The sequence below is a fragment of the Pseudomonas sp. P20 genome (assembly GCF_016463925.1).
GTDB lineage: Bacteria > Pseudomonadota > Gammaproteobacteria > Pseudomonadales > Pseudomonadaceae > Pseudomonas > Pseudomonas aeruginosa.
The window spans coordinates 71,762-97,089 of record NZ_JAEMVM010000030.1 but is presented as its reverse complement, the minus strand read 5'-3'; the positions used below and the strand labels follow the sequence as shown (position 1 = coordinate 97,089).

The window sequence follows — 25,328 nt, the reverse complement described above, 5'->3', positions numbered from 1 at the left end:
CGCCTCCTCAGTGATAGCCATCGCCGTGCTTCACCTTGCCGCGGAACACGTAGTAGCTCCAGGCGGTGTAGCCGAGGATGAAGGGAATGATGAACAGCGCGCCGACCAGCATGAAGCCCTGGCTCTGCGGCGGCGCCGAGGCCTCCCAGATGCTCACCGCCGGCGGGATGATGTTCGGCCACAGGCTGATCCCCAGGCCGCTGTAGCCGAGGAAGATCAACACCAGGGTGAGCACGAACGGCTTCACGTGGTCGTTGTTGGCCACCGAGCGCAGCAGCGCATAGAAGGTCACCAGGACCAGGATCGGCACCGGCAGGAACCAGAACAGGTTCGGCAGGCTGAACCAGCGTGCGGCGATCTCGGCATGGGCCAGCGGCGTCCACAGGCTGACCACCCCGATGATCGCCAGCAGCACCAGCGCCAGCGGGCGCGCCAGGTCGTGCATGCGCTCCTGCAGGCGGCCTTCGGTCTTCATGATCAGCCAGGTGCAGCCAAGCAGGGTGTAGGCGACGATCAGGGCCAGGCCGCAGAACAGCGGGAACGGCGCGATCCAGTCCAGCGAACCGCCGGCGAAGCTGCGGTTCTCCACCGGGATGCCTTCGATGAAGGCGCCCAGCGCCACGCCCTGGAAGAAGGTCGCCACCAGCGAACCGCCGATGAACGCCTTGTCCCAGATGTGCTGCTTGGCCGGCTTGGCCTTGAAGCGGAACTCGAAGGCGACGCCGCGGAAGATCAGCCCGACGAGCATGAAGATCAACGGCAGGTAGAGCGCCGACAGGACCACCGCGTAGGCCAGCGGGAAGGCCCCGAACAACGCCGCGCCGCCCAGCACCAGCCAGGTCTCGTTGCCGTCCCAGACTGGCGCCACGGTGTTCATCATCACATCGCGGTCGCCGCTGTCCTTGAAGAACGGATAGAGCATGCCGATGCCCAGGTCGAAGCCGTCCATCACCACGTACATCATGATGCCGAAGATGATGATGACCGCCCAGATGAGGGGAAGATCGATACCCATGTCTCAGTTCCTCTTGTCCTGGTCGCGGTCGGCCGCTTGCGCGTGGCCGTCGTGCTCTTCGTCGAAACCTTCGCCGGCGGCCGACAACGGCCGCGCCGGCGTGCGCTTCTGCCCGGCGCCTCCCGGGTTGGTCTCGCGTCCCTCATGGGTGACCGGGCCCTTGCGCACCAGGCGCATCATGTAGCCGATACCGACGCCGAACAGCGAGAAGTACACCACCACGAAGGTCAGCAGGGTCAGGCTCATCTGCGTCACGCTCTGCGCCGAGGAGGCGTCGGCGGTACGCATCAGTCCGTAGACCACCCAGGGCTGGCGGCCCATCTCAGTGGTGAACCAGCCGGCGAGGATCGCGATCAGGCCGGACGGTCCCATCAGCAGGGTCAGGCGCAGGAAGGCCTTCGAGTTGAACAGCTTGTCCTGGCCGCGCCAGCGCAGCCACAGGCTCCAGACGCCGACCAGGATCATCAGCATGCCGAGGCCGGCCATGATCCGGAACGACCAGAACACCACGGTGGAGTTCGGCCGGTCTTCCGGCGGGAAGTCCTTCAGCGCCGGGATCGGCTCGGTCAGGCTGTGCTTGAGGATCAGGCTGCCGAGCACCGGGATCTCCACCTTGAAGCGGGTTTCCTCGCGCTGCATGTCCGGCCAGCCGAACAGGATCAGCGGGGTCGGCTCGCCGCTGCTGTTGTCCCAGTGGCCTTCCATCGCGGCGATCTTCGCCGGCTGGTGCTCCAGGGTATTGAGGCCATGGGCGTCGCCGATCAGCGCCTGTACCGGGGCGACGATCAGCGCCATCCACATGGCCATCGAGAGCATCTTGCGGATCGCCGGGTTGTCGCGCCCGCGCAGCAGGTGCCAGGCGGCCGAGGCGCCGACGAAGAAGGCGGTGGCGAGGAACGCGGCGACCGACATGTGCAGCAGGCGGTAGGGGAACGACGGGTTGAAGATCACCGCCAGCCAGTCCACCGGGATCACCCGGCCGTCGACGATCTCGAAGCCCTGCGGGGTCTGCATCCAGCTGTTGGAAGCGAGGATCCAGAACGTCGAGATCAGCGTGCCGATCGCCACCATCACCGTGGCGAAGAAATGCAGGCCCGGTCCCACGCGGTTCCAGCCGAACAGCATGACCCCGAGGAAACCGGCCTCGAGGAAGAACGCGGTGAGCACCTCGTAGGTCAGCAGCGGACCGGTGATGGACCCGGCGAAGTCGGAGAAATGGCTCCAGTTGGTGCCGAACTGGTACGCCATGACCAGCCCGGACACCACGCCCATGCCGAAGTTGACCGCGAAAATCTTCGACCAGAAATGATAGAGGTCGCGGTAGACCTCTTCGTTCGTTTTCAGCCAGAGGCCTTCCAGTACGGCCAGGTAGCTGGCCAACCCGATGGTGATCGCCGGGAAGATGATGTGGAAGGACACGGTGAACGCGAACTGGATGCGGGCAAGGTCGATAGCCTCCAATCCGAACATGGCAACTCCTCTTCAGGTTCTCGGCCCTTCCGGCTTACGTGCGGATTCGGCCGTGCTTCCTCACGCGCAACGCTACGCAAGGTTTTGGAACACATCCTTCAGCTATCGTTCTTGTCATTGGAAAGCGACCGCAGCCCTGGATGGCAGGAATGCGGGAAGGGTCGCAAGCAGATTCCCGGACCGCCCGCCTTGATGCAGAGCAATTCGGTACGAAAATCTTACCCGTTAGCCTAGACCGTCCTGCTGTGGTCGGTTGTCGCGAGACAAATTGCCTCAGCTCTCTCATATTCATTAATAGAATATAAAAATAAACAAATAATATTTTTATGGAATAAAAAGAGTCGCTACTCTCCCCTTCAAGCCGCCCCTCGCGTGTTGGCGCCCCTCCTTCACCGCCCTGAACGCAGCGGCGGACATCGCCCTACAAGGATCGAAGAATGAAAAAACTGCTCCTGCTGACTGCCCTGGCCTCCGTCATCAGCGTTTCCGCCAACGCAGCGGAAAAGCTCCTCGTCGCCGCCACGCCGATCCCCCACGCGGAAATCCTCGAGCTGATCAAGCCGACCCTGGCGAAGGAAGGCGTCGACCTGCAGATCAAGGTGTTCACCGACTACGTGCAGCCCAACGTGCAGGTCGCCGAGAAGCGCCTGGACGCCAACTACTTCCAGACCCTGCCGTACCTGGAGAACTTCAACAAAGGCAAGGGCACCAACCTGGTCACCGTGGTCGGCGTACACGTCGAGCCCTTCGGTGGTTATTCGAGGAAATACAAGTCGCTGGCCGAGCTGCCCGACGGCGCCACCGTCGCCATCCCCAACGAAGGCAGCAACAGCGGGCGCGCCCTGCTGCTGTTGCAGAAGGCCGGCCTGCTCAAGTTGAAGGATCCGAACAACGCCCTGGCCACGCCCAAGGACATCGCCGAGAACCCGAAGAACCTGAAATTCAAGGAACTCGAATCGGCCCTGTTGCCGCGCGTGCTGGACCAGGTCGACCTGGACCTGATCAACACCAACTACGCGCTGGAGGCCAAGCTCAACCCGGCCAAGGACGCGCTGGTCCTGGAAGACCGCGACTCGCCCTATGTGAACTACCTGGTGGCGCGTCCGGACAACAAGGACAGCGACGCCCTGAAGAAGCTTTCCGCCGCGCTGACCAGCCCGGAAGTGAAAGCCTTCATCGAGAAGAAATATGCCGGCGCGGTGGTCCCGGCCTTCTGACCCCAGCCCGTCCCGACTCCCACGCTGGGCGCCGTTGCAGCGCCCCTTGTTCACGCCGGTGTCGCATGGCTTGCACCGGCGTTTCTTTTTCCGCAACGGCCCCCGCCCGCAGCCGTTCCGGCCGTCGTCACGGCGCAGGCGCTGGAGGCGCCCCGTGCCGCCAAGGAGTTACCCATGAGCGAGAAACCACGCCCCGCGCCGCTGACCTTCCCCGACGCCGACCGCAGTCCGCTGAGCATCCGCGCCAAGGCCCTGGTGTTCTTCGACCCACGCTCGCACCGGGTCCGCGAAGAACTCGAGCGCCTCGCGCCACAGGGCCAGCCGGTGCTGATCGAAGGCGAGACCGGCACCGGCAAGGAGCTGCTCGCCAGGCAGATCCACCGCCACAGCGAACGCGCCGGTCTGTTAGTTGCGGTCAGTTGCAGCGCCCTCAGTCGCAACCATGCCGAAGCCGAGCTGTTCGGCTACGCTCCCGGCGCCCATAACGGCCCGGTCGGCAGCCGCGCCGGCTGGTTCGGTTCGGCCAATGGCGGCACCCTGTACCTGGACGAGATCGCCGACCTGCCGCTGACGCTGCAGGCCAGGCTGCTACAGACGCTGGAGGAACGCGAGGTGCTGCGGGTCGGCGCGCAGCAGCCGATTCCCCATGACGTGCGCCTGGTCACCGCCACCAGCGTCGACCTGGACCAGGCGGTGCGCGCCGGCAAGTTCCTGGCCGGCCTGCAACAATACCTGCACGACGGCCGCCTGAGCCTGCCGCCATTGCGCGAACGTCCGGGAGACATCCTGCCGCTGGCGGAATACTTCGTCGGCGTCTATGCCCAGCGCCTGGACCTGCCGGTGCCGGCCATCGGCGTGGAAACCCAGCGGATCCTCGAGAGCTATCCCTGGCCAGGCAACATCCGCGAGCTGGAAAACGTCGTCCACTTCGCCCTGCTGGTCAGCGACAAGGAAGAAATCCTGCCGCAGCATCTGAATTTTGGCGGGGCAACGCCAGACCCATCGCTGGCCGGTCTGCGGCGCCTGCTCGGCCAAGCCGGAGCGCCGTCGCTGGAGCAGATACAGGCCCTGCTCCTGCAACTGGCCACCGAGCAGGCAGGCGGCGACGAGGAGGCGGGAAGGCGGCGCTTGGGACTGGCGGCGAACTGAAGGAATCCTTCGGCGAACGTGCGGGAAAAGCGCGGCGCCGAAGGCTTCCATACGTCCGAAGGATTGGCTCCCGGGCCCTTGATCGTGTTTATATTGAACGCTTGATCAAATTAAGGACGAGGAGACCAGCCTGTTTTGACTGACGCACAATCGCCCTCCGCCACCCCCTCCACCCCCACGCCCATCCGCATGAATCCCCCGGTGTTCTACGGTGCGGCGATCCTGATCCTGCTGTTCGCCGCAGTGGTCATCGGCTTCCCCCAGCGCGCCGGCGAATGGCTGCTGGCCGCGCAGACCTGGGCCTCGCAGACCGTCGGCTGGTACTACCTGCTGGCGATGACGCTGTACCTGATCTTCGTGGTGGTCACCGCGCTTTCCGGCTACGGCAAGATCAAGCTCGGTGCCGACCACGACGAGCCGGAATTCAGCTACCTGTCCTGGGCCGGCATGCTGTTCGCCGCCGGCATCAGCATCACCCTGTTCTTCTTCTGCGTATCCGAACCGCTGACCCACTTCCTCCAGCCGCCGCAAGGCGAGGCCGGTACCCAGGAAGCCGCGCGGCAGGCCATGGAACTGCTGTTCCTGCACTGGGGCCTGCACGGCTGGGGCGTATTCGCCCTGGTGGCGATGGCGCTGGCCTACTTCGCCTACCGCCACAACCTGCCGCTGGCCCTGCGTTCGGCGCTCTACCCGTTGATCGGCAAGCGTATCAACGGGCCGATCGGCTACACGGTGGACTGCTTCGGCATCATCGCCACGGTGTTCGGCCTCGGCGCCGACATGGGCTTCGGCGTGCTCCAGCTCAATTCCGGGCTGGACTACCTGTACGCCATACCGCATACCCATGCGGTGCAGATGGTGCTCATCGTGCTGATGATGGGCGCGGCGATCTCGGTGGCGGTCTCCGGGGTCGACAAGGGCATCCGCATCCTCTCCGACATCAACATGCTGCTGGCTTGCAGCCTGTTGCTGTTCGTGCTGTTCGCCGGTCCGACCCAGCACCTGCTCAACACCCTGGTGCAGAACGTCGGCGACTACCTCGGCCACCTGCCGGGCAAGAGCTTCGACCTCTACGCCTACGGCGGCCCCAGCGACTGGCTGGGCTCATGGACGGTGTTCTACTGGGCCTGGTGGATCGCCTGGGCGCCCTTCGTCGGCCTGTTCATCGCGCGCATCTCGCGCGGCCGGACGATCCGCGAATTCGTCTTCGGCGTGCTGTTCATCCCGCTCGGCTTCACCCTGGCGTGGATGTCGATCTTCGGCAACAGCGCCCTGGAGCAGGCCCTCGGCGGCGCCAGCGAACTCGGCCGGGTGGCCATCGAGCAGCCGTCGATGGCCCTCTACCAGATGCTCCAGAACTACCCCTGGAGCCGCGCGGTGATCACCGTCACGGTGCTGGTCAGCTTCGTCTTCTTCGTCACCTCGGCGGACTCCGGCACCGTGGTCCTCTCCACCCTCTCCGCCCACGGCGGCAGCGCCGACGACGACGGACCGAAGTGGCTGCGGGTGTTCTGGGGCTCGGTCACCGCGCTGGTCACCGGCGGGCTGCTGTTCGCCGGCAGCATCGACGCGCTGAAGTCGGCGGTAGTGCTGACCTCCCTGCCCTTCTCGCTGATCCTGCTATTGATGATGTGGGGCCTGCACAAGGCCTTCTACATGGAGTCGCAGCGCCAGCGGGCGCGGAGCCACTCCCTGGCGCCGCTGATGAGCGGCAACGGCAAGCGCTCCGGCGGCTGGAAGCGACGCCTGTCGCAGGCCGTGCACTTCCCCTCGCGGGACGAGGTGTACCGCTTCATGAACGACGTGGTGCGCCCGGCGATCAGCGAGGTTTCCGAGGTGTTCCGCGAGAAGGGCCTGGCGGTGGACGCCCAGCTCGACCCGGGCAACGCCTCGCTGAGCCTGGAGATCGGTCATGGCGAGCAGCATCGGTTCCTCTACCAGGTGCTGATGCGCGGCTACTTCACGCCGTCCTTCGCGCGTGCCGGCATGGGCGGCCTGCACCTGAAGAACCGCCGCTACTTCCGCGCCGAGGTGCATCTCGCCGAAGGTAGCCAGGACTACGATCTGATGGGCTACACCAAGGAGCAGATCATCAACGACATGCTCGACCAGTACGAGCGGCACCTGCAGTTCCTGCACCTGGTGCGTTGAGCGCAGGAAAAGGGGGCGCGCAGGGCGCCCCTTCCCTCATCCTCCGTCCCTGACCGCGGGGAATGACGCTAGCGGCAACATCCCATCCCCGTGCAGCTGCGAATCCCTCAGCGCGCCAGCACTCGCCGGTAGAACAGCACGCAGATCGCGACGAATACCACCAGTCCCAGCCACTGGGCGATGCCCGCGAAGCCGGCGCCGGCCAGCGCCAACGGCGCGTCCTCGCCGGTGGCGCCGATCACCCCGGCGAGCAGGATGCCCATCAGGCTCTCGCCGACGATCAGCCCCGAAGCCAGCAGCACGCCGCGTCGCTTCGGCTCTTCGGCATAAGCCTCTTCGTCGACCCCGGCCGCCGCCGCACGCTTCTTCAGGGCATTTTCCAGCAGCCAGGAAATCAGCGCACCGACCACCAGGGTCATGCCGATGGTCGGCGGCAGGTAGATCCCCAGGCCCACCGCCAGCACCGGCAGGCAGGCCTTGCCGGTACGGCGCAGGAGCAGGTCGACGAGGATCAGGGCGATGCCCAGGGCGACGCCGATGAGGATCATGTTCCAGTTCAGCGCGTCGTGGAAAATCCCGCTGGCGATCGCCGTCATCAGGGTCGCCTGCGGCGCGGCCAGGGCCTGGCCGGGGTCCATTCCCTCGCGCGGCAGGGCCCCGGTGAAGCCGTAGGCGCTGTAGAGCAGTTCCAGCACCGGGGGGATCACCAGCGCGCCGACGATGCAGCCGACGATCAGCGCGACCTGCTGGCGCCAGGGCGTGGCGCCGACCAGGTAGCCGGTCTTGAGGTCCTGCAGGTTGTCGTTGGAGATCGCCGCGATGGCCAGCACCACCGAGGTGGTAAACAGCGCCAGGGCGATCGCCAGCTTGCCGTTCTGGCGGTCCAGCAGGCCGCCCTCGATGCTGCCGAAGCCGAGTATCAGCAACGACACCAGGATGACCGCGATGATTCCGATCCCCGAGATCGGACTGCTCGACGAACCGACCAGGCCGGCCATGTAGCCGCAGGCGGCGGCGATCAGGAAGCCGAAGAAGAAGGCGAACACCACGCATACCGCCACCAGGCTCCAGAACTGCGGGCTGGCCATGTCCGGCGCGGCGGCACCGAGGAAGTGGCTGAAGACCACGAACAGCGAGACCAGCAGTATCCCGGCGATCAGCAGGATCCACTTGGCCGGCATGTCCAGCTCGGTGCGCAGGCTGTTCGCCTGGCTATTGCCGCGCACTGCCCCGAGGGAGGCCCAGACGCCCCGTACCATCGGCTTGAACAGGGTCGCCAGGGTCCACAGCGCGGCCACGCCGATGGTGCCGGCGCCGAGGAAGCGCACCTGCGAACTCCACAGTTGGGTGGCCAGGTCCGACAGGCTCTGGCCGTCGGCCGGCACGCTGTTGACGGTCAGCAGCGGCACCGCGACGCCCCAGGAGATCACCACGCCGATGAGGATCGCGATGCCGGCGGTGATGCCCATCAGGTAGCCGGCACCGACCAGCGCCAGGGAAAAACCGGTGGAAAGGCGGAACGCCGCCTGCCCGGCACTGAGCCAGACGCTGAAGCCTTCGGCGAGAACCTTGAAGCCGCTGCTCCAGAGGCTGAACAGCGCCGCCACCAGGCCGCCGCCGAGGATGTCGTAGAGCCCCGGCGCGTTACCGGCGGCACGCGGCGCGCGGGCGTCTTCCTCGTCCTCGGCGCCGTCGCTGCCGACCCGGAGGATTTCCGCCGCCGCCACCCCTTCCGGATACGGCAGTTCGCTCTGCACCACCATCACCCGGCGCAGCGGAATGGTATAGAGCACCCCGAGAATGCCGCCGATGGAGCAGATCGCCGCGGTCTGCCAGAACGGGAAGCCACTCCAGTAGCCGATCATCAGCAGGCCGGGAAGGATGAAGATGATCGAGGACAGAGTGCCGGCCGCCGAGGCCTGGGTCTGCACCATGTTGTTCTCGAGGATGTTGGCGCCGGAGAAGTAGCGCAGGACGGCCATCGAGATCACCGCCGCCGGGATCGACGAGGCGAAGGTCAGGCCGACCTTCAGACCGAGGTAGACGTTGGAGGCGGTGAAGACCACGGTGATCAGCGCACCGAGGATCAGGCCACGCAGGGTGAGCTCTGGCAGGGTCAGCTCATCCGGGATGCGTTCTTGCATGGATGAAAACTCTCGAAACAATTGGACCCGCCAAGCTTAGGCGAGAGCGGCACGCCGGGACACGACAGCGAATGTCGCAGAGGCGACCTTTTCGAGAGCAAAAGCTGGCGGAACGGACAGTTGCCGGCGCGGGCCGCCGGAGGAAGCCCGCGCGCGGCGTCGTCAGAAGGGCTTGTCGCCGAGGATGGTGGCGCGATGCATGACCCGCCGCTGTGGCCGGTAATCGTCCACCGCGTAGTGCTGCGTCACGCGGTTGTCCCAGAACGCCACGTCGTTTTCCTGCCAGCGCCAGCGCACGGTGAATTCAGGTCGCGTGGCATGGGCGAAGAGGAACTTCAGCAGCGCATCGCTCTCGGCCGGCTCCAGTTCGTTGATGCGGGTGGTGAAGCCATCGCTGACGAACAGGCCCTTGCGCCCGGTGACCGGATGGGTGCGCACCACCGGATGCGAGCGCGGCGGATTCTTCAGGCGGGCCTCCTCCAGGCGCGCCAGGTCGGCCTCGGTGACGCCGAAGCGCTCGCGGGGGAAGGACTTGCCGATGTCGTGGGTCGCCGTGAGGCCGTCCAGCAGACGCCGCAGCGGCGCCGACAGCGCCTCGTAGGCCGCCGTGCTGCTCGCCCAGAGGGTGTCGCCGCCGTACGGCGGCAATTGCTTGGCGGCGAGCACGGCTCCCAGCGCCGGGGTCTCGAGGAAGGTCACGTCGGTGTGCCAGATGGCATTGTCGCGCACGTCGGTGACCGCGGTGTCGAGGACGATGACCTCCGGCTGCTCCGGCACGCTGGGGTAGATCGGATGGATGTGCAGGTCGCCGAAGCGGGCGGCGAAGCGCGCCTGGCTCCTGGGTTCCAGCGACTGGTCGCGGAAGAACAGCACCTGGTGTTCGAGCAGGGCCTGCTCGATGGCCCGCTGGCCGGTGTCGTCCAGCGGCGCGCCGAGGTCGATGCCGGAAACGATGGCGCCCAGGGCCGGGCTGATGGGTTGGATGGTCAGGCTCATGTCGTGCTACTCGTCGGGCAGGTTGCGGGCGCGCCCTGCGCGCCCTCGCTCCGGCCTTCGCCGCGTGAGTGAAGGCCGGTTCGGAAATGACTCGGGACTCTCGCGCTCAACCCCAGGCGGCGAAGCGCCGCTGGACCCAGCGCAGCCCCAGTTCGAAGGCCAGGGCGATGGCGGCGATCAGCAGGATGCCGACCACCACCACGTCGGTGGCGAGGAATTGCGCGGCGGACTGGACCATGAAGCCGAGGCCGCGGTTGGCCGCGATCAGCTCGGCGGCGACCAGGGTCGACCAGCCGACGCCGAGGGCGATGCGCAGGCCGGTGAGGACCTCCGGCAAGGCACTCGGCAGGATCACGTAGCGCACCACCTGCCAGCGGCTGGCCCCCAGGCAGCGCACCGCCTGCACCCGCGATCGGTCTACGCGACGCACGCCAGCGGCGGTAGCGATCAGCAGCGGCGCGAACAGCGCCAGGTAGATCAGCAGCACCTTGCTCAGCTCGCCGATGCCGAACCAGATGACGATCAACGGCAGGTAGGCCAACGGCGGGATCGGCCGGTAGAACTCCACCAGCGGATCGAGGGCCGCTCCGGCCAAGGGATTGAGGCCCATCAGCACGCCCAGCGGGATCGCCGTCAGCACCGCCGCGCCGAGCGCCAGGAGCACCCGCAGCAGGCTGGTGCCGACGTGTTGCAGCAGGCTGGCATCGAGGTAGCCCTCCTGCCATAGCCGTTGCAGGGCTTCGAAGAGCTGTTCGGGCGCCGGCAGGAACAGCACGTCGACCCAGCCGAAACGGGTCGCCGCCCACCACAGCAGGGCCAGGGCCAGCACGCTGGCACCGGCGGCCCAGCGCCGACGGTCGCCGGGCAGACGGCGCTTGCGCGGGACAGGATTGGCAACGGCGAGTCCGAGGGTATCAGTGGGCATGTTCGGCCTCCGCGACATCGAGGAATTCGTCCAGCAACGCCTGGCGCAAACGGCCGAACTCGGGATCGGCCTTGATCGAACGCACCGTTTCGCCGGCGGCGTAGCGCCGCGCGAAGTCCACCGGCAGGCGCTTGACGATGCGCGCCGGCGGGCCGTCCATCACCACCAGGTCGGTAGCCAGGAACAGGGCTTCGTCGACGCTGTGGGTGATCAGGAAGAGGCCCTTGCCGGTCTGCTTCCACAGGTCCAGCAGGAGCACCTGCATGCGCTCGCGGGTCAGCGCGTCGAGCGCGCCGAACGGCTCGTCGAGCAGCAGGAAGTCCGGCTCGACCGCCAGCGCGCGTGCCAGCCCGAGGCGTTGCCGCTGGCCGCCGGAGAGCTGGGCGACGGACTGCTCGGCGTACTCCTGGAGGCCCACCAGTTGCAGGACCTGGCGCGCCCGCGCGGTGCGCTCGGCCTTGCCCAGGCCACGGATGCGCAGGCCCAGGGCGACGTTTTCGAGGGCGTTGAGCCAGGGCATCAGGGCGTCGTCCTGGAACACCACGCCGCGCTCGCCGCCGGGCCCTTCGAGTGTCCGGCCGTCGATCTGCACGCGTCCCTGGTCCGGCTTCTGGAAACCGGCGAGGATGTTCAGCAGTGTCGACTTGCCGCAGCCCGAAGGACCCAGCACCACCAGCGACTCGCCCTTGGCCAGGCCCAGGCTGAGATCGCGGAGGATGGCGCGGCGCTGGCCGCGCTGTTCGAATGAGAGGCTGATCGCCTCGGCCGTCAGACGGCTCATGTGTTCTGCCCTCCGTAGGGTAAGAAAGCCTCCGCTTCGACAGGCCGGAGCGGAGTCGCGGAATTCAGCGCTGGCCAACCTGGACCTGCTCCGCCTGGCGCACGAAGTCGGCGCTGACGTAGGGCGAGTAGTCGCCGAGGACGGCCGGCACGCGCTTCTGTTCCTTGAGGAATTCGGCAGTGCCGGCGATAGCCTTGGCGGTGCCGCCGCCGAGCAGGTCGGCGGACAGTTGCGCCTGGCTTTCCGGGAAGGTCGAGCCGGCCAGCAGTTCGGGGACGTCCCTGGGATCGGCGCCGGTCAGCCGGGCGATCTTCTTCACCGGCTCGGAGTCGGCGGTCCATTCGGCCTTGTGCGCGTTGTAGTCGGCGAAGGAATCGAGGCTGACGCGGGCGAAGCGGGCGACGATTTCAGGATGCTTCTCGGCGAAGTCCTTGCGCGCCACCCACACCTCGAATGTCGGCGCACCCCACTGGCCGACTTCGGCGGCGTCGGTGAGGACCTTGCCGCTTTTCTTGATCTCGCCCAGCGCCGGCGACCAGACGAAGGCCCCGTCGATGTCGCCGCGACGCCAGGCGGCAGCGATCTCGGCCGGGTTGAGGTTGACGATCTTCACCTTGGACGGATCGATCTGCCAGTGCTTGAGGGCGCCGAGCAGGCTGTAGTGGGAGGTTGAAACGAACGGGGTAGCGATAGTCTTGCCGACCAGGTCCTCGGGTTTCCCGATCCCGCTTCCATTGCGCACCACCAGCGCCTCGGCGGCGTTGATCTGCGCGGAAACGATGAAGGCGACGATCGGCAGCTTCCGCGAGGTCGCCGCTGCCAGTGGGCTGGACCCGATGTTGCCGAGTTGCAGGTCTCCGGAGGCGAGCGCGGCGATCACTTCCGGACCGCTGTTGAAGCGGCGCCAGTCGATCTTCTCGCCGATGGCTTTCTCGTACAGGCCATCGGCCTGGGGCACCTTGGTCGGGTCGATGCCGGTCTGGTAGCCGACCGTGATGTCGGCGGCCTGGGCGGCGACAGAAAGGCTGGCAAAGGCCAGGGCTGCCACCAGGCGGTGCAGGGAATTCGGGCGTTTCATCGGGCGAACCTCGGAGGCAACGGTGCCGCGCTCCGGAGGAGAACGGACCAGGGACGGGCAATGGGTGGCGACAGCGAGTCCGGTGGTCCGGTGCGATGCAGATTACAGATATAAAAAACGCGATATAAATAATATTTTGGAATTAGTTTATGAGCGCGAATGCGCCCCCGGATGCCCTTCCGCCCTTGCTCCATGCCCCCGTCCCTACAGGGCCGCGCCCAGCAAACGGGCTTCCAGGGCCTGTCGGCGCAGGCAGGCGAGCAGCCCGGCGCGGGCCACCGCCTCCGCCTCGCTCGCCAGCAGCGACGCCGCCGCGCTTTCGCGGAATGTCAGCGCGCCGCCGCGGGCGAATGCCGCCTGGAAGGACTCCGCCGCCAGTTCGACAAGACGCAGCGCGAGGGCGAGGAGACGCGGCGCCTCTCCCTGCCCCGCCACGTCGCCCGGCACCCGCGCAGCCTGGCCCAGGTCGAGGTTGGCCTGGGCCAATCGGGTCAAGCCTTCGCGCAGTTGCCCGCACGGGGTCGGCGGCAGGCCGGGCGGCACCAGGATGTCCTCGGGATGCAGCCGCAGCCGCTGGTAATGCAGCCGCTGCCCGGCGGGCAAGAACAGCCCCGAGCCATCGGCGAGGCCGGAGATGTCGATGCCTGCCCGTCCCGTTTCGGCGACAGCGATCAGGTGAGCGCGGGAGGGCGCGTGCCAGGCTGAGATCAGCAAGCGATCCACGTCTTCCACGGCGAAGCAATCGCTACCCCGTCCACCCACCAGGAAACCGCCCCGCCAGTGCTCCTGCGCTTCGGGCTGGGCGCGCCGCAGATCGACCGCCTCGCTCCACAGCCAGCGGCGCTCGACGCTGGCCGGCAACAGGCGGCGCTGCTGTTCAGGACTACCCAGCAGGCGAATGGAAGCGATCTGCAGATGATGCAGGGCCAGGCGCCGTGCCAGCTCGAGTTCCTGCTCGGCCAGGTGGCGGACGCCAGCGAAGATTTCCCCCCAGTCCCGCTCCATGCCGGCGAACACGCGCGGCACTGCCAGCGCCAGCAGTCCACTGTCGCGCAGGCTTGCCGCCCAACCGGCCATGGGTCGCGGTTTCCTGGGGTCGGGCGAGTGGAGCCGGGCTTCGCTCATGCGGCACCTCGAACGGGGAGCGAGGGCCAGGCGTTGGCGCGAGGTAAGCAGGCTCCGGTGATGGAAAGGGACGGGATGTCCTGCTTATAACCCTAATGGATGAAACCCTAACCTATAAATAACCAATAATCCTTAACTAAGAACCGGAGGCATGCGCCCCTGGCAGAACCATGAGGATGCGTCGGGCAACCGACGCCGGCATCATTCCGGACAGCCGCGAAAACCTCTGTAACGGCTCTGTCATGCGCGTCGTGCGAGGAAACAAATAAGCGGAGAAAAGGGAACCTTATTCGCGCCAAGCTGTTTAAAATCACGCCCGTTTCTGTGCGAGGCCCCTCGCGCAGTCTTTTACCAAGGAGCTACACCACCATGGCACTGACCAAAGACCAACTGATCCAGGACATCGCCGAAGCCATCGACGCGCAGAAGACCACCGTTCGCAGCGCGCTCGACCAGCTCGCCGAGATCGTCAAGGACGCCCTGGAGAACGATGGCGAAATCACCCTGCCGGGTATCGGCAAGCTGAAGGTCTCCGAGCGTCCCGCGCGCACCGGCCGCAACCCGCAGACCGGCAAGGCGATCGAGATCGCTGCCAAGCGTGTAGCCAAGTTCGTTCCGGCCAAGGCACTGACCGACGCGATCAACGGCTGATAACGGCCGCCGCATCCCGCACGGATGCGCAGGAAAAAAGCGCAGGAGCCTGGCTTCCTGCGCTTTTTTCGTTTTCGGGGAGCCGCTGGCGCTGCCGCCCTCGAGGTTTTCCGCCGGATATTCCTACGGCGTTTGCAGTTGCTCGAGCAACGCATGGCAATCGGCAGCGTGCCAGTCGGCCAGCTCCGGCCAGGGGTTTTCCGGCAGGTTGACCAGCACCGTGCGACTACCCGCGGCGCGTCCGCAGTCGAGGTCGAAACGGTAGTCGCCGACCATCACCAGCTCCGCCGGCGTCACGTTCCAGCGTCGGGCGATGCGCAGCAAGCCATCAGGGTCCGGCTTGGGCCGCGCCTCGCCGCGCCCGAGGATGTGCTCGGTGGGGAAGCAGCCGCCCAGGCCGATCGCTTCGAGGGTGATCAGCGCCAACTGGTGGTCGTTGCGGGTCAGGATGCCCAGGCGCACGCCGCGCCGCTGCAACTCGCGCACCAGTTCCAGTGCGCCCGGCGCCGGCCGCGCGGCCTCGGCCAGGGCGCGCTCGTGTTCGAGCAGCCAGGCGTGCTTGGCCGCCGCCTCGGCCTCGGGCAGGGCGGCGAGGTGCAGCAGGATGTCGTCCTGCTCGGGGATGTCCAGCGCTCGGCGGATCGCCGGGAAGTCGTGCACGGCCCGGGTCAGGGTGCCGTCCATGTCGAACACCCAGTGGCGGATGTCGGCCAGCCTCACGCCCAGTCCTCACGCTTGCGGATCAGGCCTTCCTGGCTCGACGAGGCGACCAGCTGGCCGCTCTGGTTGAAGATGCTGCCGCGCACGAAACCGCGTGCGTTGCCGGCCCAGGGGCTGTCGATGGCGTAGAGCAGCCACTCGTCCGCGCGCAGGTCGCGGTGGAACCACAGGGCGTGGTCGAGGCTGGCGACCTGCATGGTCTTCTGCCACACCGAAACGGCATGGGGCTGCATCGAGGTGGTAAGGAAACCGAAATCCGAGGCGTAGGCCAGCAGGTACTTGTGCAGCGCCGGGACGTCCGGCAGCTTGCCGTCGGCACGGAACCAGAGGTACTTCACCGGTTCGTCGGGCTGCGGGTCGTAGGGGTCGTGCTGGGTGACCGGACGAATCTCGATGGGCTTCGGATACAGCAGCTTGTCGCGGATGCGCTCGGGAATCCGCTCGGCGCGCTGGCGGGTCAGCTCCAGTTCCGAAGGCAGATTATCCGGGCCAACCACCTCGGGCATCTCGATCTGGTGGTGGAAACCTTCCTCGTCGTACTGGAAGGAGCTGCTCAGGGTGAAGATCGGCTGGCCTTTCTGGATCGCGGTGACCCGGCGGGTGCTGAAGCTGCCGCCGTCGCGCACCCGGTCCACCTGGTACACCACCGGCATGCTGGCGTCGCCGGGACGCAGGAAGTAGCCGTGCATGGAGTGTACGTGGCGATCGTCCTCCACCGTCTGGCTGGCCGCCGACAGCGCCTGCCCCAGGACCTGGCCGCCATAGAGCTGGCGGAAGCCGAGATCCTGGCTCATGCCCCGGAACAGGTTCTCCTCGATGGGTTCCAGGCTCAGCAAAGCCACCAGGTTGTCCAGTATCTGGGTCATGGGGTGTTTCCTCGAATTCGGGCTGTCGACGGGCTAGTCGCGGCGCAAGGCCGGGTACGCGGGCATGTTGCAAAGACGAGTGTCCCACACCGCGCGGCCGAGGGTGAAATGGTAGAGACTGGCCATGGACTCATCCGTTAGTCCAAGCAGCTCATGCACCAGGGGGTCGTAGTAGCAGCCGATACCCGTCCCAGACAGCCCAGCGGCCTCCGCCTCGAGGTAGAGCAACTGGCCGAGCTGCCCGCATTCCCAGTACAGCCGCGGATAGCACCAGGGGCCTTCTTCGAGCGCCGCGCCGAGATGGGCGAGCATGGCGAGCGCGACGCAGCCGTCGCCGGCGATGTCCTGCTGGCAGGAGAGATACGCCGACAGCGCGCGCGCATCGCCTTCCTGCAACAGGTACAGCGGCAACTCCGGATCGACGCGCTGCCAGAGGAAGTCCTCGCGCATCGGCGGCCGCCGCAGGCCGCTGCGATCCAGCCAGTACAACCCCGGCACCAGGCCCCGGACGCGATGGACGAACAGCAGTAGATCGACCCGCGCGGCCTCGCCGGTGACCGCGAAAGGCACCGGCGAGCGCTCCGGCAGCAGCCTGCGCAGCCAGGCCCGCAGCAGTTCGACATCGATGCCGGCGCGCCCGTCCATGCGCTGCGCGCTACGCCGCCGATGCAGCAGCGGTCGCAGCGGCAGGCCGGGGTTGTCGTTGCCGGGCTCGCCCGGTGCGACCCTCCACGGGCGTGCCGGCAGGCGCGGCGCCCGGCATAGCCCATGTATCCGCTGCAACTCCGGCCAGTCCCGGTACTCCCGCGACAGCCGGTTCGGTGCGCCGGCCAATGGCAGGGCCGCCAGCCCTTCGCACAGGCGCGGCGAAAGGGAAGGCTCCTGCGTGAGCGCCGGCCCGATCCAGAACAGTGCGTCGACGCTCTCGCACTCGGCGAAGCCGTCCCGGTCAAGGCCGAACAGGCCGTCCAGTGCGCTTTCGGCGACGCCGCGCAGCAGGCGCATCTCCCAGCCCTGGATCGCCGCGGCGATCGAGAGGCAGGCCAGCGCGTGGCCGAGGTCATGCTGGCAGTAGCGATAGGCTCGCTCACCGTATTTCCAGGCCTCGCGCCAGGGCACGCTGGTCAATGCCAGGAGGCAGCCGCCGGCCGGCAAGCAGTCATCCAGCAGCGAAGCCAGCGGCGCCGGCAGTTCGCCGCGCACCTCCAGGGCATGCTTGTCGGGACGGTAGTGGGCGAGCAGCGGCGCCGGCTCCAGGGTACCGCCGGGAAGCAGCAGGTAGGCTTCGGTGGGATGCAGGTTGCCGCTCGACGGATTGACCCGCAGCGCCCAGCGAGTGCCGCCGGCCTCCTTCCAGGCCGACAGAGCCAATCCGTCGTAGAGCATCTGCGAGAGGCTGCGGCGATCGAGCCGAGAGGGCGCGGCCGCCGGCCCGGAAAACACCCCGTCGTAGGGTGGCGACTCCTCCAGCGGCCGATGCAGCAGTTCGACTTGCCGGCAGCCCCGGTACTGGCGGAACGGCGCCGGCTGGGTCGCCCAGTCCAGTCCGCCGGGACCGGGAGCGTAGCGCTCCGGGCGATGCATGCTGAGGCGATGGTAGGAGAGCACCTCGCCGCCGCCGTCGCCCATGTTCACCGCTCCGCCCAGCGGGCCGCGTCGACGCGATAGAGGATATGCCGGCGCATCGGGTGATCCGCTGCCAGGAGTGGGTGGTCGAAATCCTCGGCCGGTTCGCGACGCATGCCCAGGCGCTCCATCAAGCCCCAGGAGCGGCGGTTGGGCGGCGTGGTGAAGGCCACCACCTCGGGCAGGCGCAGCCGCTCGAAGGCGAAGTCCAAGGCGGTTTCCGCCGCTTCGCGGGCGAATCCACGGCCCCAGTAGGCGGGCGCCAGGCGCCAGCCGATCTCCACGGTCGGGGCGAAGTGCACGTCCATGGTCACGTCGAACAGGCCGGTGAATCCGATGAACGCCGCCTCGCCCGGTAGCTCCAGGGCCCAGGGCCCGTAGCCACGCTCGGCAAAATGCGCCTGGACGCGATCGACCAAGGCGTCGCTCTGCGCGCGGTCGAGCACACTGGGGAAGAATTCCATTACCTGCGGGTCGGCGCACATCTCGGCGAACGCCTCGCGGTCGCTGTCGCGCCAGGCGCGCAGCAGCAGGCGCGGGCCATGCAGTTCGGAAATGGCGGAAGGGGGAAGGTTCGCGTTCATGGGAGGCCTTTTCGGAAACGGCCGACTCATCTGCGAAGCCAGTCCTCGCGCGTCAACCGGTACAGCACATGATGCCGCAAGCGGTGGCCGGGAGGCAGGTCGGGATGCTCGAAGTCGTCGGTGGGATCGCGATGCATCCCCAGGCGCTCCATCAGCCCCAGGGAGTTCTCGTTGGCCGATACGGTGAAAGCCACCACCTGGTCCAGGCCAAGGGTATCGAAGGCGTAGCTCAGCGCCGCCTCGGCCGCCTCGTGGGCGAAGCCCTCCGCCCAATGCTCGGCGGCGAGACGCCAGCCGATGGCCACCGCGGGTACGAAGGGCGCATCGAAGTCCACGACCTCCAGCCCCACGTAGCCGATGAAAGGATCGCCGCCCTTGACCTGCAGCGCCCACCAGCCAAAACCGTGCTCGGCGAAGTGCGCGTCGATGCGGCGCAGCAACGCGTCGCTCTGGGCACGATCCAGGCAGGACGGAAAGAACTCCATCACCAGTGGATCGGCATTCAGCTCGGCGAACCTGGCCCGGTCCTGCACCAGCCAGGGCCGCAGGATCAGACGGTGGGTATACAGCCGTGGCGAGCGAAGATGCTCGATGCTCAGGCTGGTCAGGTCGGCCATCGCTTGGTTCCTTTCGTTCAACGCACTCCAGAAGGACTATCTGACCGCAGGAATCGGCTGGGGTGCCCGCGAGGGCGGTATTCCGATCTTTGGTCAGGCTCCGCGGAAAAGGCTCCCCAACCGGAGTGTAGTCTTTTCCGCGCCTGGACATGCCCGATCCTCGGGCAAAGCGATGACGATTGGTTTACCGCCCGGGCAACGGGCGCGGGCCACGTCAATCCGTGCACTCTTCCACCAGGCTTTCGTCCAGGGCGAGGATCGCCAGTTTCACCCCAACGGCGCACTCTTCCACCCAGGCGAACGAGGCGTTCGGGCTGAGGCAGGCATCCTCGAGGCGCCGGCAGCTTTCCACCAGTTGCTCGCCACGCACCACCCTCGCCGCGCCCTTGATCCGATGCGCCAGCTCGGCCAGTTCGCCGGTCTCCTGGCGTTGCACCAGTCCCTCGAGGGTCTCCAGGTCCTTGCGGTTGCTGGTCAGCAGTTCGTCGAGCAGCCGCCTGAGCATCGTCGGCTCGCCGCCGGTCAGCGCATGCAGGGAATCCAGGTCGTAGAGACGGGGGGCCGTCGGTATGGCGACGGGTTCGGCATCGATGGTGACGGGCAGCTCGTCGGCGGCGAAGCCCAGGGCCAGCAGGCGCTCCTCGAGGACATCGAGGCCGATGGGCTTGATCAGGCACTCGTTCATTCCAGCCTGGATGCAGCGCTCGATCTCCTCCGGCTGGGCGTCCGCGGTGAGGCCGATGATGACCACCGGCTCCTCGCCATTCTCGCGCTCCTCCTGGCGGATCGAGCGGGCAAGGTCGGAGCCGCTCATCAGCGGCATGTGACAGTCGGTGATGACCATGTCGAACGGTTGCCCATGCCACAGGTTGAGAGCGCTCAGGCCGTTCTCCGCTTCCTCCACGTCATGACCGAGGAAGCTCAGCTGTTGATGGAGGATCTGCCGGTTGACCGCATGATCGTCCACCACCAGCACCTGCAACCGCCGCGCCTGGCGACTGCCGAGCGGGATCGCCCGCACGTTCTCGACGATCGGTTCCAGCACCTGCAGGCGCAGCTCGACGTCGATCCGCGTACCCTGCCCCAGCTCGCTGCTCATCACCAGGCGCCCTCCCATCATTTCGCACAGCGAGCGCGAGATCACCAGGCCGAGCCCGGTGCCCTCGGTGTTCTGCAGGTTGCGGTTGACCTGGGCGAAAGGCCGGAACAACTGCTGCTGGTCGCCCAGGGAAATACCGATGCCGGTGTCTTCCACACAGAGATTGACCTGCAACAGCGACGGCTCCACCTGGCGGCCATCGATGCGGATGCGGATCGATCCCTCGTCGGTGAACTTGATCGCGTTGCTGACCAGGTTGGAGAGGATCTGCTTGAAGCGCATGGCATCCAGCAGTACGTCGCCGTTGATACTCGAATCGATCTCCAGCACCAGGCTCAGGCGCTTTTGCCGGGCCAGGCCTTCGAACACCCGTGCCACCGATTCCACCAGCTCGCGCAGGTTGGCCCGTTTCGGCGACAGGCTGAGGCGACCTGACTCGATGCGGGCGATGTCGAGAATATCGCCGATCAGCTCCAGCAGGCTCTTCGCCGAGGCATAGGCGATCTCGATGCTGAAACGGTCCACCCGACCGGTCTCGGCACGCTTGAGCGCCAGTTCGAGGATACCGATCACCGCGTTCATCGGCGTGCGGATCTCGTGGCTCATGGTCGCCAGGAAGGTGGTCTTGGCCCGGCTCGCTTCGTCGGCCAGATTCTTTGCCTCTTCCAGCTCATCGATCAACTGGCGGTGCTCGGTGATGTCCAGCCAGCCACAGATGACACCGCGGATGGTCCCGCTGGAATCGCGGAACGGCTGGATCCAGTGGTCGATCCAGCGCTCCCGGCCGCCCAGCGCCACCGGGTAGACCGCCTCGATGGTCCTGCCCTCGCGCATGGCCATCAGGTAGCTGCGATGGAACTCCGGAGCGGTCTCGAAGTTTTCCATGGGCAGCTCGAGCACGGTGCGGTTCATCACCTCCTCGGAACTCAGGCCGACGCTCTGCAAGTAGCTGCGGTTGCAGGACAGCATCCGTCCGTTGACATCGCGCACATACAGCGGCGGGGGCATGCAGTCGGTCAGGGCCTCGACGAACCGCAACTGGTCGCTGAGCGCCTGTTCGACCCGCGCGCGCGCCCTGATCTGCCGGCGCTGATAAGTGACCCAGCCCAGGCAGAGCAGCAGCAAGGCCGCTGCGATCGCCAGGATCTCGGTGATCACCAGGATGTAGTCGACCCAGGTCTGGCCGCTCATTCCCGGCGGCGAGCGCCAGCGATTGACGATATCGCTCAGGTCGTCCGGCGAGATGCTCAGCAAGGCCTTGTCGAGAATCGACTGGAGTTCGGCGTCGCCTCGGCGAACGGCGAAGTGGGCGGTGGCCGCACCGATGGGAACCAGGTCGGCGATCGCCAGCCTCTCGCGGAACAACCGGACGATGTAGTAGCGAGCGGTGACCAGCGGCACCACCGCCGCGTCGGCCCGTCCTTCGTAGACCAGGTTCATGGCATCCAGCGCGACGCCGACCTCCACCATCGAGGCCTGCGGATAGCGCTCGCGCACCTGTTGCATGCCCACATGGCCGGCGGGAATCGCTATGCGCTTGCCGTCGAGGCTTCCGGGGCTCTCCGCGCGTCCCTTGTCGTCCGCCCGGGTGACGAGGACGTACGAGGTGGACAGGAACGAGCGGGTGAAACGCAGCATTTCCTCGCGCTTGCTGCTGCGGCTCATGATCGCCAGGTCCGCCTCCTTCCTGGCCAATACGCCGATCTGCTCGGGGAAGCCGCCACTGCGAGGCGTGACCTGGAAATGCAGGCCGGTGCGGCGGGAAATCATGTCCAGCAGGTCGGAGGCGATGCCCGAGAAGGTCTCGTCGGAATTGAAGAAGGCCAGCGGCGCCAGGTCGTCGTTGATGACCAACCGCACCACCGGGTGGCGAGCGATCCAGCGACTCTCCTGCGGCGTCAGCGCGATACGCTGGCCCGTTGGCAGGGAACCGCTGCCGACCCAGCGCCTGGCGATGCTTTCGAGACGGTCCTGGTTGATCGCGCCGATGGCCGAGTTGACGACGCGCAACAGGTTCGTGTCGCCGCGACGAAGGAGGAAGCCGTAGCCCCCTTCCAGGCGGGCATCGGCAAACCGCTCGAACCTCACGTAGCCGTAATAGGATCGATTGATCCGGTGGTAGGCGCTGAGCACATCGTCGAGATACAGGTCGGTATGTCCGAAAGCCACCGCGGCAACGGCCTCGTCATGGCTGCCGAAGACCACGAAACGCGCCCGCGGGAAACGCTGGCGCAATTCCCCGACATGCTCCCGGGCCACCGCCACGCTGAGTCCGGCGAGATCCTCCGGTGAGTTGCGCTTTTCCCCCATCCGCTTGAACACCGCCAATCGATCACGGGCATAGGGTTGGCTGAGCACCAGGGAGGAATCACCCGCCGAGCTGTAATGGCTGCCAAGCAGGTCGATCTTTCCGGCAGCGAGCGCCGCCACGGCATCCGCATGGGTATCGAAGCTCACGACCTTGATGCGCATGCCGAGCAACTGCCCGACCAGCGTGGCGACGTCCGCCGTTATGCCTTCGTAGTTCTCGTCGTCGAGCCGGACGTTGAAGGGCGAGGTCTCGTCCAGCGCCGCGCCGAGCCTCAGGTGACCCTTGTGGCGCAGCCAGGCCCAGTCGTCCTCGGCGATCGCCATGTCCTCGTGCTCGATGCGCAACTGGCTGAACAGCGTCAGGGACGGATGCGCTTCGACGGCGAACAGGCGTCCGCCCGACAGCAGCAGGCAGAAGAACAGCAGGAATAGTTTTGATCGCATGAAAGGTCTGTGCGGCAGGGCCGGCAGTTGTATGGAAAGGAAACGCGTCCGGCGCGAGGCCCGGCGTTCGGCTAGAGGCAGCCGAGGCCAGGGCAGCGGCGTCAGGATCCGGAGCAATAGTCGAGAAAGTGCTGTTCCGGCATCGGCCGGGCGAACAGGTAGCCCTGGGCTATGGAGCAACCGAGTTCGATCAGGCGTACCCGTTGTTCGTCGCTCTCCACCCCTTCCACCACCAGGGAAATTCCCAGCGCCTGCGCCAACGCCACGACACTGCTGATGACGGCGCAACTCCTGGGCTGGGTCTTCATCTTCTGGACGAAGGTTCTGTCCAGCTTGATCTGGCTGAAGGGAAACTCGCAGAGCCGGTCGAGGGACGAATAGCCGGCGCCGAAATCGTCCATCGCCAGGCCGCAGCCCATGATCCGCAGACGCACGAGGTTCTCCAGGCTGCTGGCAGGAGCGCTGATCAACCCGGTCTCGGTGATCTCGAACATCACCGAACTGGGCGGCAGGTGGAACTCGGTCAGCAACGCCGAGATGTTCTCGGCCAGGGCACGCGAACCCAGTTGCGAAGGATGGACGTTGAACGCCAGGTTGATCGGCTGCCCCAACTGCGCCAGCTTCCTGCGCGTCGCCAGACCCTGGCTGAACAGTTGCCAGAACAGCTTGTCGACCAGGTTGTAGGTTTCCATCACATAGAGGAAATGCGACGGCGGCAATACGCCGAGATGCGGGTGGTTCCAGCGTGCCAGGACCTCGGCGCCGATCAGGCCGCCGCCATCCAGGGCCACCTTGGGCTGGTAGTAGGCTTCGAACTCGCCGTTGTCGAGGCCGCGCACCACGTCCGCCACGGAGGGCAGCTCGGCGACTTCGATCTGTCGCGGCAGGTCCTGGCGACGAGCGTTGTAGCGGGTCAACAGGGCGGTGATCCGCTCCAGGCTGAATGGCTTGCCGAGGTCGCCGAGAAAATTGAGGCCCAGGCACTCGATCATCGAAATGGTGGCCTGGCGCAGGATGGGATCCACCTCGCTGCTGAGGATCACCGAATGGACCTTGCCGCTCAGGCTTGCGTGGCGAAGGAACGCCAGGCCGTCCATGCCGCTCATCTGCAGGTCGCAGATGGCGATGTCGACGTGTCCGCAGGACTCCAGGATCGCCACCGCCTCCTTGCCGTCCGCCGCCTCGAGGATCGATCCGGGCACCACTTTCTTCAGGGCTGTGACGGCTACCAGGCGCTGAAAAGGCTCATCCTCCAACACCAGAACATTCAAATCATTCATCACGGTCCACACAGGGTTTCCAGGAAATACCGGCGATATACTGCTGTGTTTCCCTTACTAGACCTATGGGACAAGTCCCCATGTTTTGTGGGAATTTTCCTACTGATTTGGAGGTTCGGTTGGATTAGCATGGTTCCACATGAAAAACCGAATCGCCCCGCCTCAACAGGCTATTCTGGACGGCGATCTCGGCCTAGCGCCCAACATGGATGACCACCGGCGGCAACGCCCGGGAAATCGAATCCCGCCCCTGCCCCGGTCCCTCAAGGTAAATCGAATTTATGCATACCGTCCTGATCGTCGACGACCACCCCGTCATCCGCCTCGCCGTGCGCGTCCTGCTGGAAAAGCATGGTTTGCAGGTGGTGGCCGAGACGGACAATGGCGTGGATGCCATCCAGTTGGTCCGGGAGCACGAACCGGACGTGGTGATTCTCGACATCGGCATTCCCAAACTCGATGGCCTGACCGTGATCTCGCGGATCAAGTCCCTGGAACTGCGCAGCCAGGTGCTGGTACTCACTTCGCAATCCGCAGAGGCGTTCTGCAAGCGCTGTATCCAGGTCGGCGCCCGTGGGTTCATCAACAAGGAAGAAGACCTGAACAACCTGATCAACGCCCTGAACGCCGTGATCGCTGGCTACACGTTCTTTCCTTCGCTCACGTTCGATACCCTCGGCACCCCGCCGGAGCGCATTTCCGAAAGCGAGCTTATCGGCCTGCTCTCCGACCGCGAGATGATCGTCCTCCAGCATCTCGCCATGGGCTATTCGAACAAGGCCATCGGCGAGAAGCTGTTCCTCAGCAACAAGACCGTCAGCACCTACAAGACCCGCCTGCTGCAGAAGCTCGGCCTGGGTTCGCTGGTCGACCTCGCAGAGTTCGCCAAGCGCAATTCGCTGATCCACTGACCTGGCGCTTGGCTGTCGAAGCCAAGGCCTAGCGCACCTTCGGGCAAGCGCGACCGGAAGCCGTTCCTGCCACACGACGAGCGTCGGCGGATTTCCACAAAGCGTGTGGAACCGCCTGTGGATAAGGTGCGAAAAACGCTTCGCGCAGCGCATCGTGCCTGGCCTTGCG

At 66.2% G+C, this 25,328-nt stretch carries 20 protein-coding genes; 5 read left to right on the top strand and 15 right to left on the bottom strand.

Annotation, left to right across the window (positions count from 1 at the left end; translation table 11 throughout):
• Nucleotides 1-7 precede the first annotated feature (7 nt).
• Entirely contained in the window at nucleotides 8-1,015 is a 1,008-nt protein-coding gene (gene cioB, locus JHD77_RS27960) for a cyanide-insensitive cytochrome bd quinol oxidase subunit II (protein WP_003093053.1), read from the bottom strand.
• A gap of 3 nt (nucleotides 1,016-1,018) precedes the next feature.
• Nucleotides 1,019-2,485, bottom strand: coding sequence for a cyanide-insensitive cytochrome bd quinol oxidase subunit I (cioA, locus tag JHD77_RS27955; RefSeq protein ID WP_003103027.1), 1,467 nt, complete (start codon nucleotides 2,483-2,485; stop codon nucleotides 1,019-1,021).
• Between the two features lie 437 nt (nucleotides 2,486-2,922).
• On the opposite strand from cioA, the gene JHD77_RS27950 reads away from it, so the two are divergent.
• The 3 genes from JHD77_RS27950 to betT all read left to right on the top strand — a co-directional run bounded on the left by JHD77_RS27950 (nucleotide 2,923) and on the right by betT (nucleotide 7,002).
• A complete protein-coding gene (locus JHD77_RS27950; RefSeq protein WP_003118275.1) occupies nucleotides 2,923-3,702 on the top strand; it encodes a MetQ/NlpA family ABC transporter substrate-binding protein in 780 nt (259 codons plus the stop codon).
• A 174-nt stretch (nucleotides 3,703-3,876) separates the two neighbouring features.
• A complete protein-coding gene (locus tag JHD77_RS27945; protein WP_191519404.1) occupies nucleotides 3,877-4,851 on the top strand; it encodes a sigma 54-interacting transcriptional regulator in 975 nt (324 codons plus the stop codon).
• A 189-nt stretch (nucleotides 4,852-5,040) separates the two neighbouring features.
• Nucleotides 5,041-7,002: a choline BCCT transporter BetT gene (gene betT / locus JHD77_RS27940; RefSeq protein ID WP_016852485.1), complete on the top strand. Its 1,962-nt coding sequence runs from the start codon at nucleotides 5,041-5,043 to the stop codon at nucleotides 7,000-7,002.
• Nucleotides 7,003-7,109: 107 nt separating this feature from the next.
• On the opposite strand, the gene JHD77_RS27935 is transcribed toward betT, so the two are convergent.
• From JHD77_RS27935 to JHD77_RS27910, 6 genes are all read right to left on the bottom strand, one after another.
• On the bottom strand, nucleotides 7,110-9,146 hold the full coding sequence (locus JHD77_RS27935; RefSeq protein ID WP_003114310.1) for an OPT family oligopeptide transporter: 2,037 nt from the start codon (nucleotides 9,144-9,146) through the stop codon (nucleotides 7,110-7,112).
• Between the two features lie 162 nt (nucleotides 9,147-9,308).
• Entirely contained in the window at nucleotides 9,309-10,142 is an 834-nt protein-coding gene (tauD, locus tag JHD77_RS27930; protein ID WP_003114311.1) for a taurine dioxygenase, read from the bottom strand.
• Between the two features lie 106 nt (nucleotides 10,143-10,248).
• On the bottom strand, nucleotides 10,249-11,067 hold the full coding sequence (locus JHD77_RS27925) for an ABC transporter permease subunit (protein ID WP_003114312.1): 819 nt from the start codon (nucleotides 11,065-11,067) through the stop codon (nucleotides 10,249-10,251).
• On the bottom strand, nucleotides 11,057-11,848 hold the full coding sequence (locus JHD77_RS27920) for a taurine ABC transporter ATP-binding protein (RefSeq protein WP_015649523.1): 792 nt from the start codon (nucleotides 11,846-11,848) through the stop codon (nucleotides 11,057-11,059). The genes JHD77_RS27925 and JHD77_RS27920 overlap by 11 nt, the downstream gene beginning before the upstream one ends.
• Nucleotides 11,849-11,912: 64 nt before the next feature.
• Complete coding sequence (gene tauA / locus JHD77_RS27915; RefSeq protein WP_003114314.1) at nucleotides 11,913-12,926, bottom strand: taurine ABC transporter substrate-binding protein; 1,014 nt, start codon at nucleotides 12,924-12,926, stop codon at nucleotides 11,913-11,915.
• Between the two features lie 204 nt (nucleotides 12,927-13,130).
• Complete coding sequence (locus tag JHD77_RS27910) at nucleotides 13,131-14,051, bottom strand: acyl-CoA dehydrogenase family protein (RefSeq protein WP_003122033.1); 921 nt, start codon at nucleotides 14,049-14,051, stop codon at nucleotides 13,131-13,133.
• A 324-nt stretch (nucleotides 14,052-14,375) separates the two neighbouring features.
• Here JHD77_RS27910 and JHD77_RS27905 point away from each other — a divergent pair, with 324 nt between their 5' ends.
• The gene (locus tag JHD77_RS27905; RefSeq protein WP_223198316.1) at nucleotides 14,376-14,702 is read left to right on the top strand and encodes an HU family DNA-binding protein; all 327 of its coding nucleotides are present in this window, start codon (nucleotides 14,376-14,378) and stop codon (nucleotides 14,700-14,702) included.
• 123 nt (nucleotides 14,703-14,825) lie between these two features.
• On the opposite strand, the gene JHD77_RS27900 is transcribed toward JHD77_RS27905, so the two are convergent.
• The 7 genes from JHD77_RS27900 to rocR form a co-directional block, all read right to left on the bottom strand.
• Nucleotides 14,826-15,422 carry an HAD family hydrolase gene (locus JHD77_RS27900; RefSeq protein ID WP_003107576.1) on the bottom strand — a complete coding sequence of 199 codons (597 nt, stop codon included), beginning with the start codon at nucleotides 15,420-15,422 and terminating at the stop codon, nucleotides 14,826-14,828.
• The gene (tesB, locus tag JHD77_RS27895; RefSeq protein WP_003093084.1) at nucleotides 15,419-16,288 is read right to left on the bottom strand and encodes an acyl-CoA thioesterase II; all 870 of its coding nucleotides are present in this window, start codon (nucleotides 16,286-16,288) and stop codon (nucleotides 15,419-15,421) included. The genes JHD77_RS27900 and tesB overlap by 4 nt, the downstream gene beginning before the upstream one ends.
• 33 nt (nucleotides 16,289-16,321) lie before the next feature.
• Complete coding sequence (locus tag JHD77_RS27890) at nucleotides 16,322-17,917, bottom strand: SagB/ThcOx family dehydrogenase (protein WP_009313394.1); 1,596 nt, start codon at nucleotides 17,915-17,917, stop codon at nucleotides 16,322-16,324.
• Between the two features lie 2 nt (nucleotides 17,918-17,919).
• Nucleotides 17,920-18,498, bottom strand: a complete 579-nt coding sequence (locus tag JHD77_RS27885) for a GNAT family N-acetyltransferase (protein ID WP_031755838.1) — start codon at nucleotides 18,496-18,498, stop codon at nucleotides 17,920-17,922.
• A gap of 26 nt (nucleotides 18,499-18,524) precedes the next feature.
• Nucleotides 18,525-19,115 carry a GNAT family N-acetyltransferase gene (locus JHD77_RS27880; RefSeq protein ID WP_049950139.1) on the bottom strand — a complete coding sequence of 197 codons (591 nt, stop codon included), beginning with the start codon at nucleotides 19,113-19,115 and terminating at the stop codon, nucleotides 18,525-18,527.
• Nucleotides 19,116-19,329: 214 nt separating this feature from the next.
• Nucleotides 19,330-22,968, bottom strand: a complete 3,639-nt coding sequence (locus tag JHD77_RS27875; RefSeq protein ID WP_191519403.1) for a transporter substrate-binding domain-containing protein — start codon at nucleotides 22,966-22,968, stop codon at nucleotides 19,330-19,332.
• Nucleotides 22,969-23,069: 101 nt separating this feature from the next.
• The gene (gene rocR / locus JHD77_RS27870; RefSeq protein WP_003106013.1) at nucleotides 23,070-24,248 is read right to left on the bottom strand and encodes a two-component system response regulator cyclic di-GMP-specific phosphodiesterase RocR; all 1,179 of its coding nucleotides are present in this window, start codon (nucleotides 24,246-24,248) and stop codon (nucleotides 23,070-23,072) included.
• A gap of 281 nt (nucleotides 24,249-24,529) precedes the next feature.
• On the opposite strand from rocR, the gene JHD77_RS27865 reads away from it, so the two are divergent.
• Nucleotides 24,530-25,159, top strand: coding sequence for a response regulator transcription factor (locus JHD77_RS27865; RefSeq protein WP_031755832.1), 630 nt, complete (start codon nucleotides 24,530-24,532; stop codon nucleotides 25,157-25,159).
• Nucleotides 25,160-25,328 lie beyond the last annotated feature (169 nt).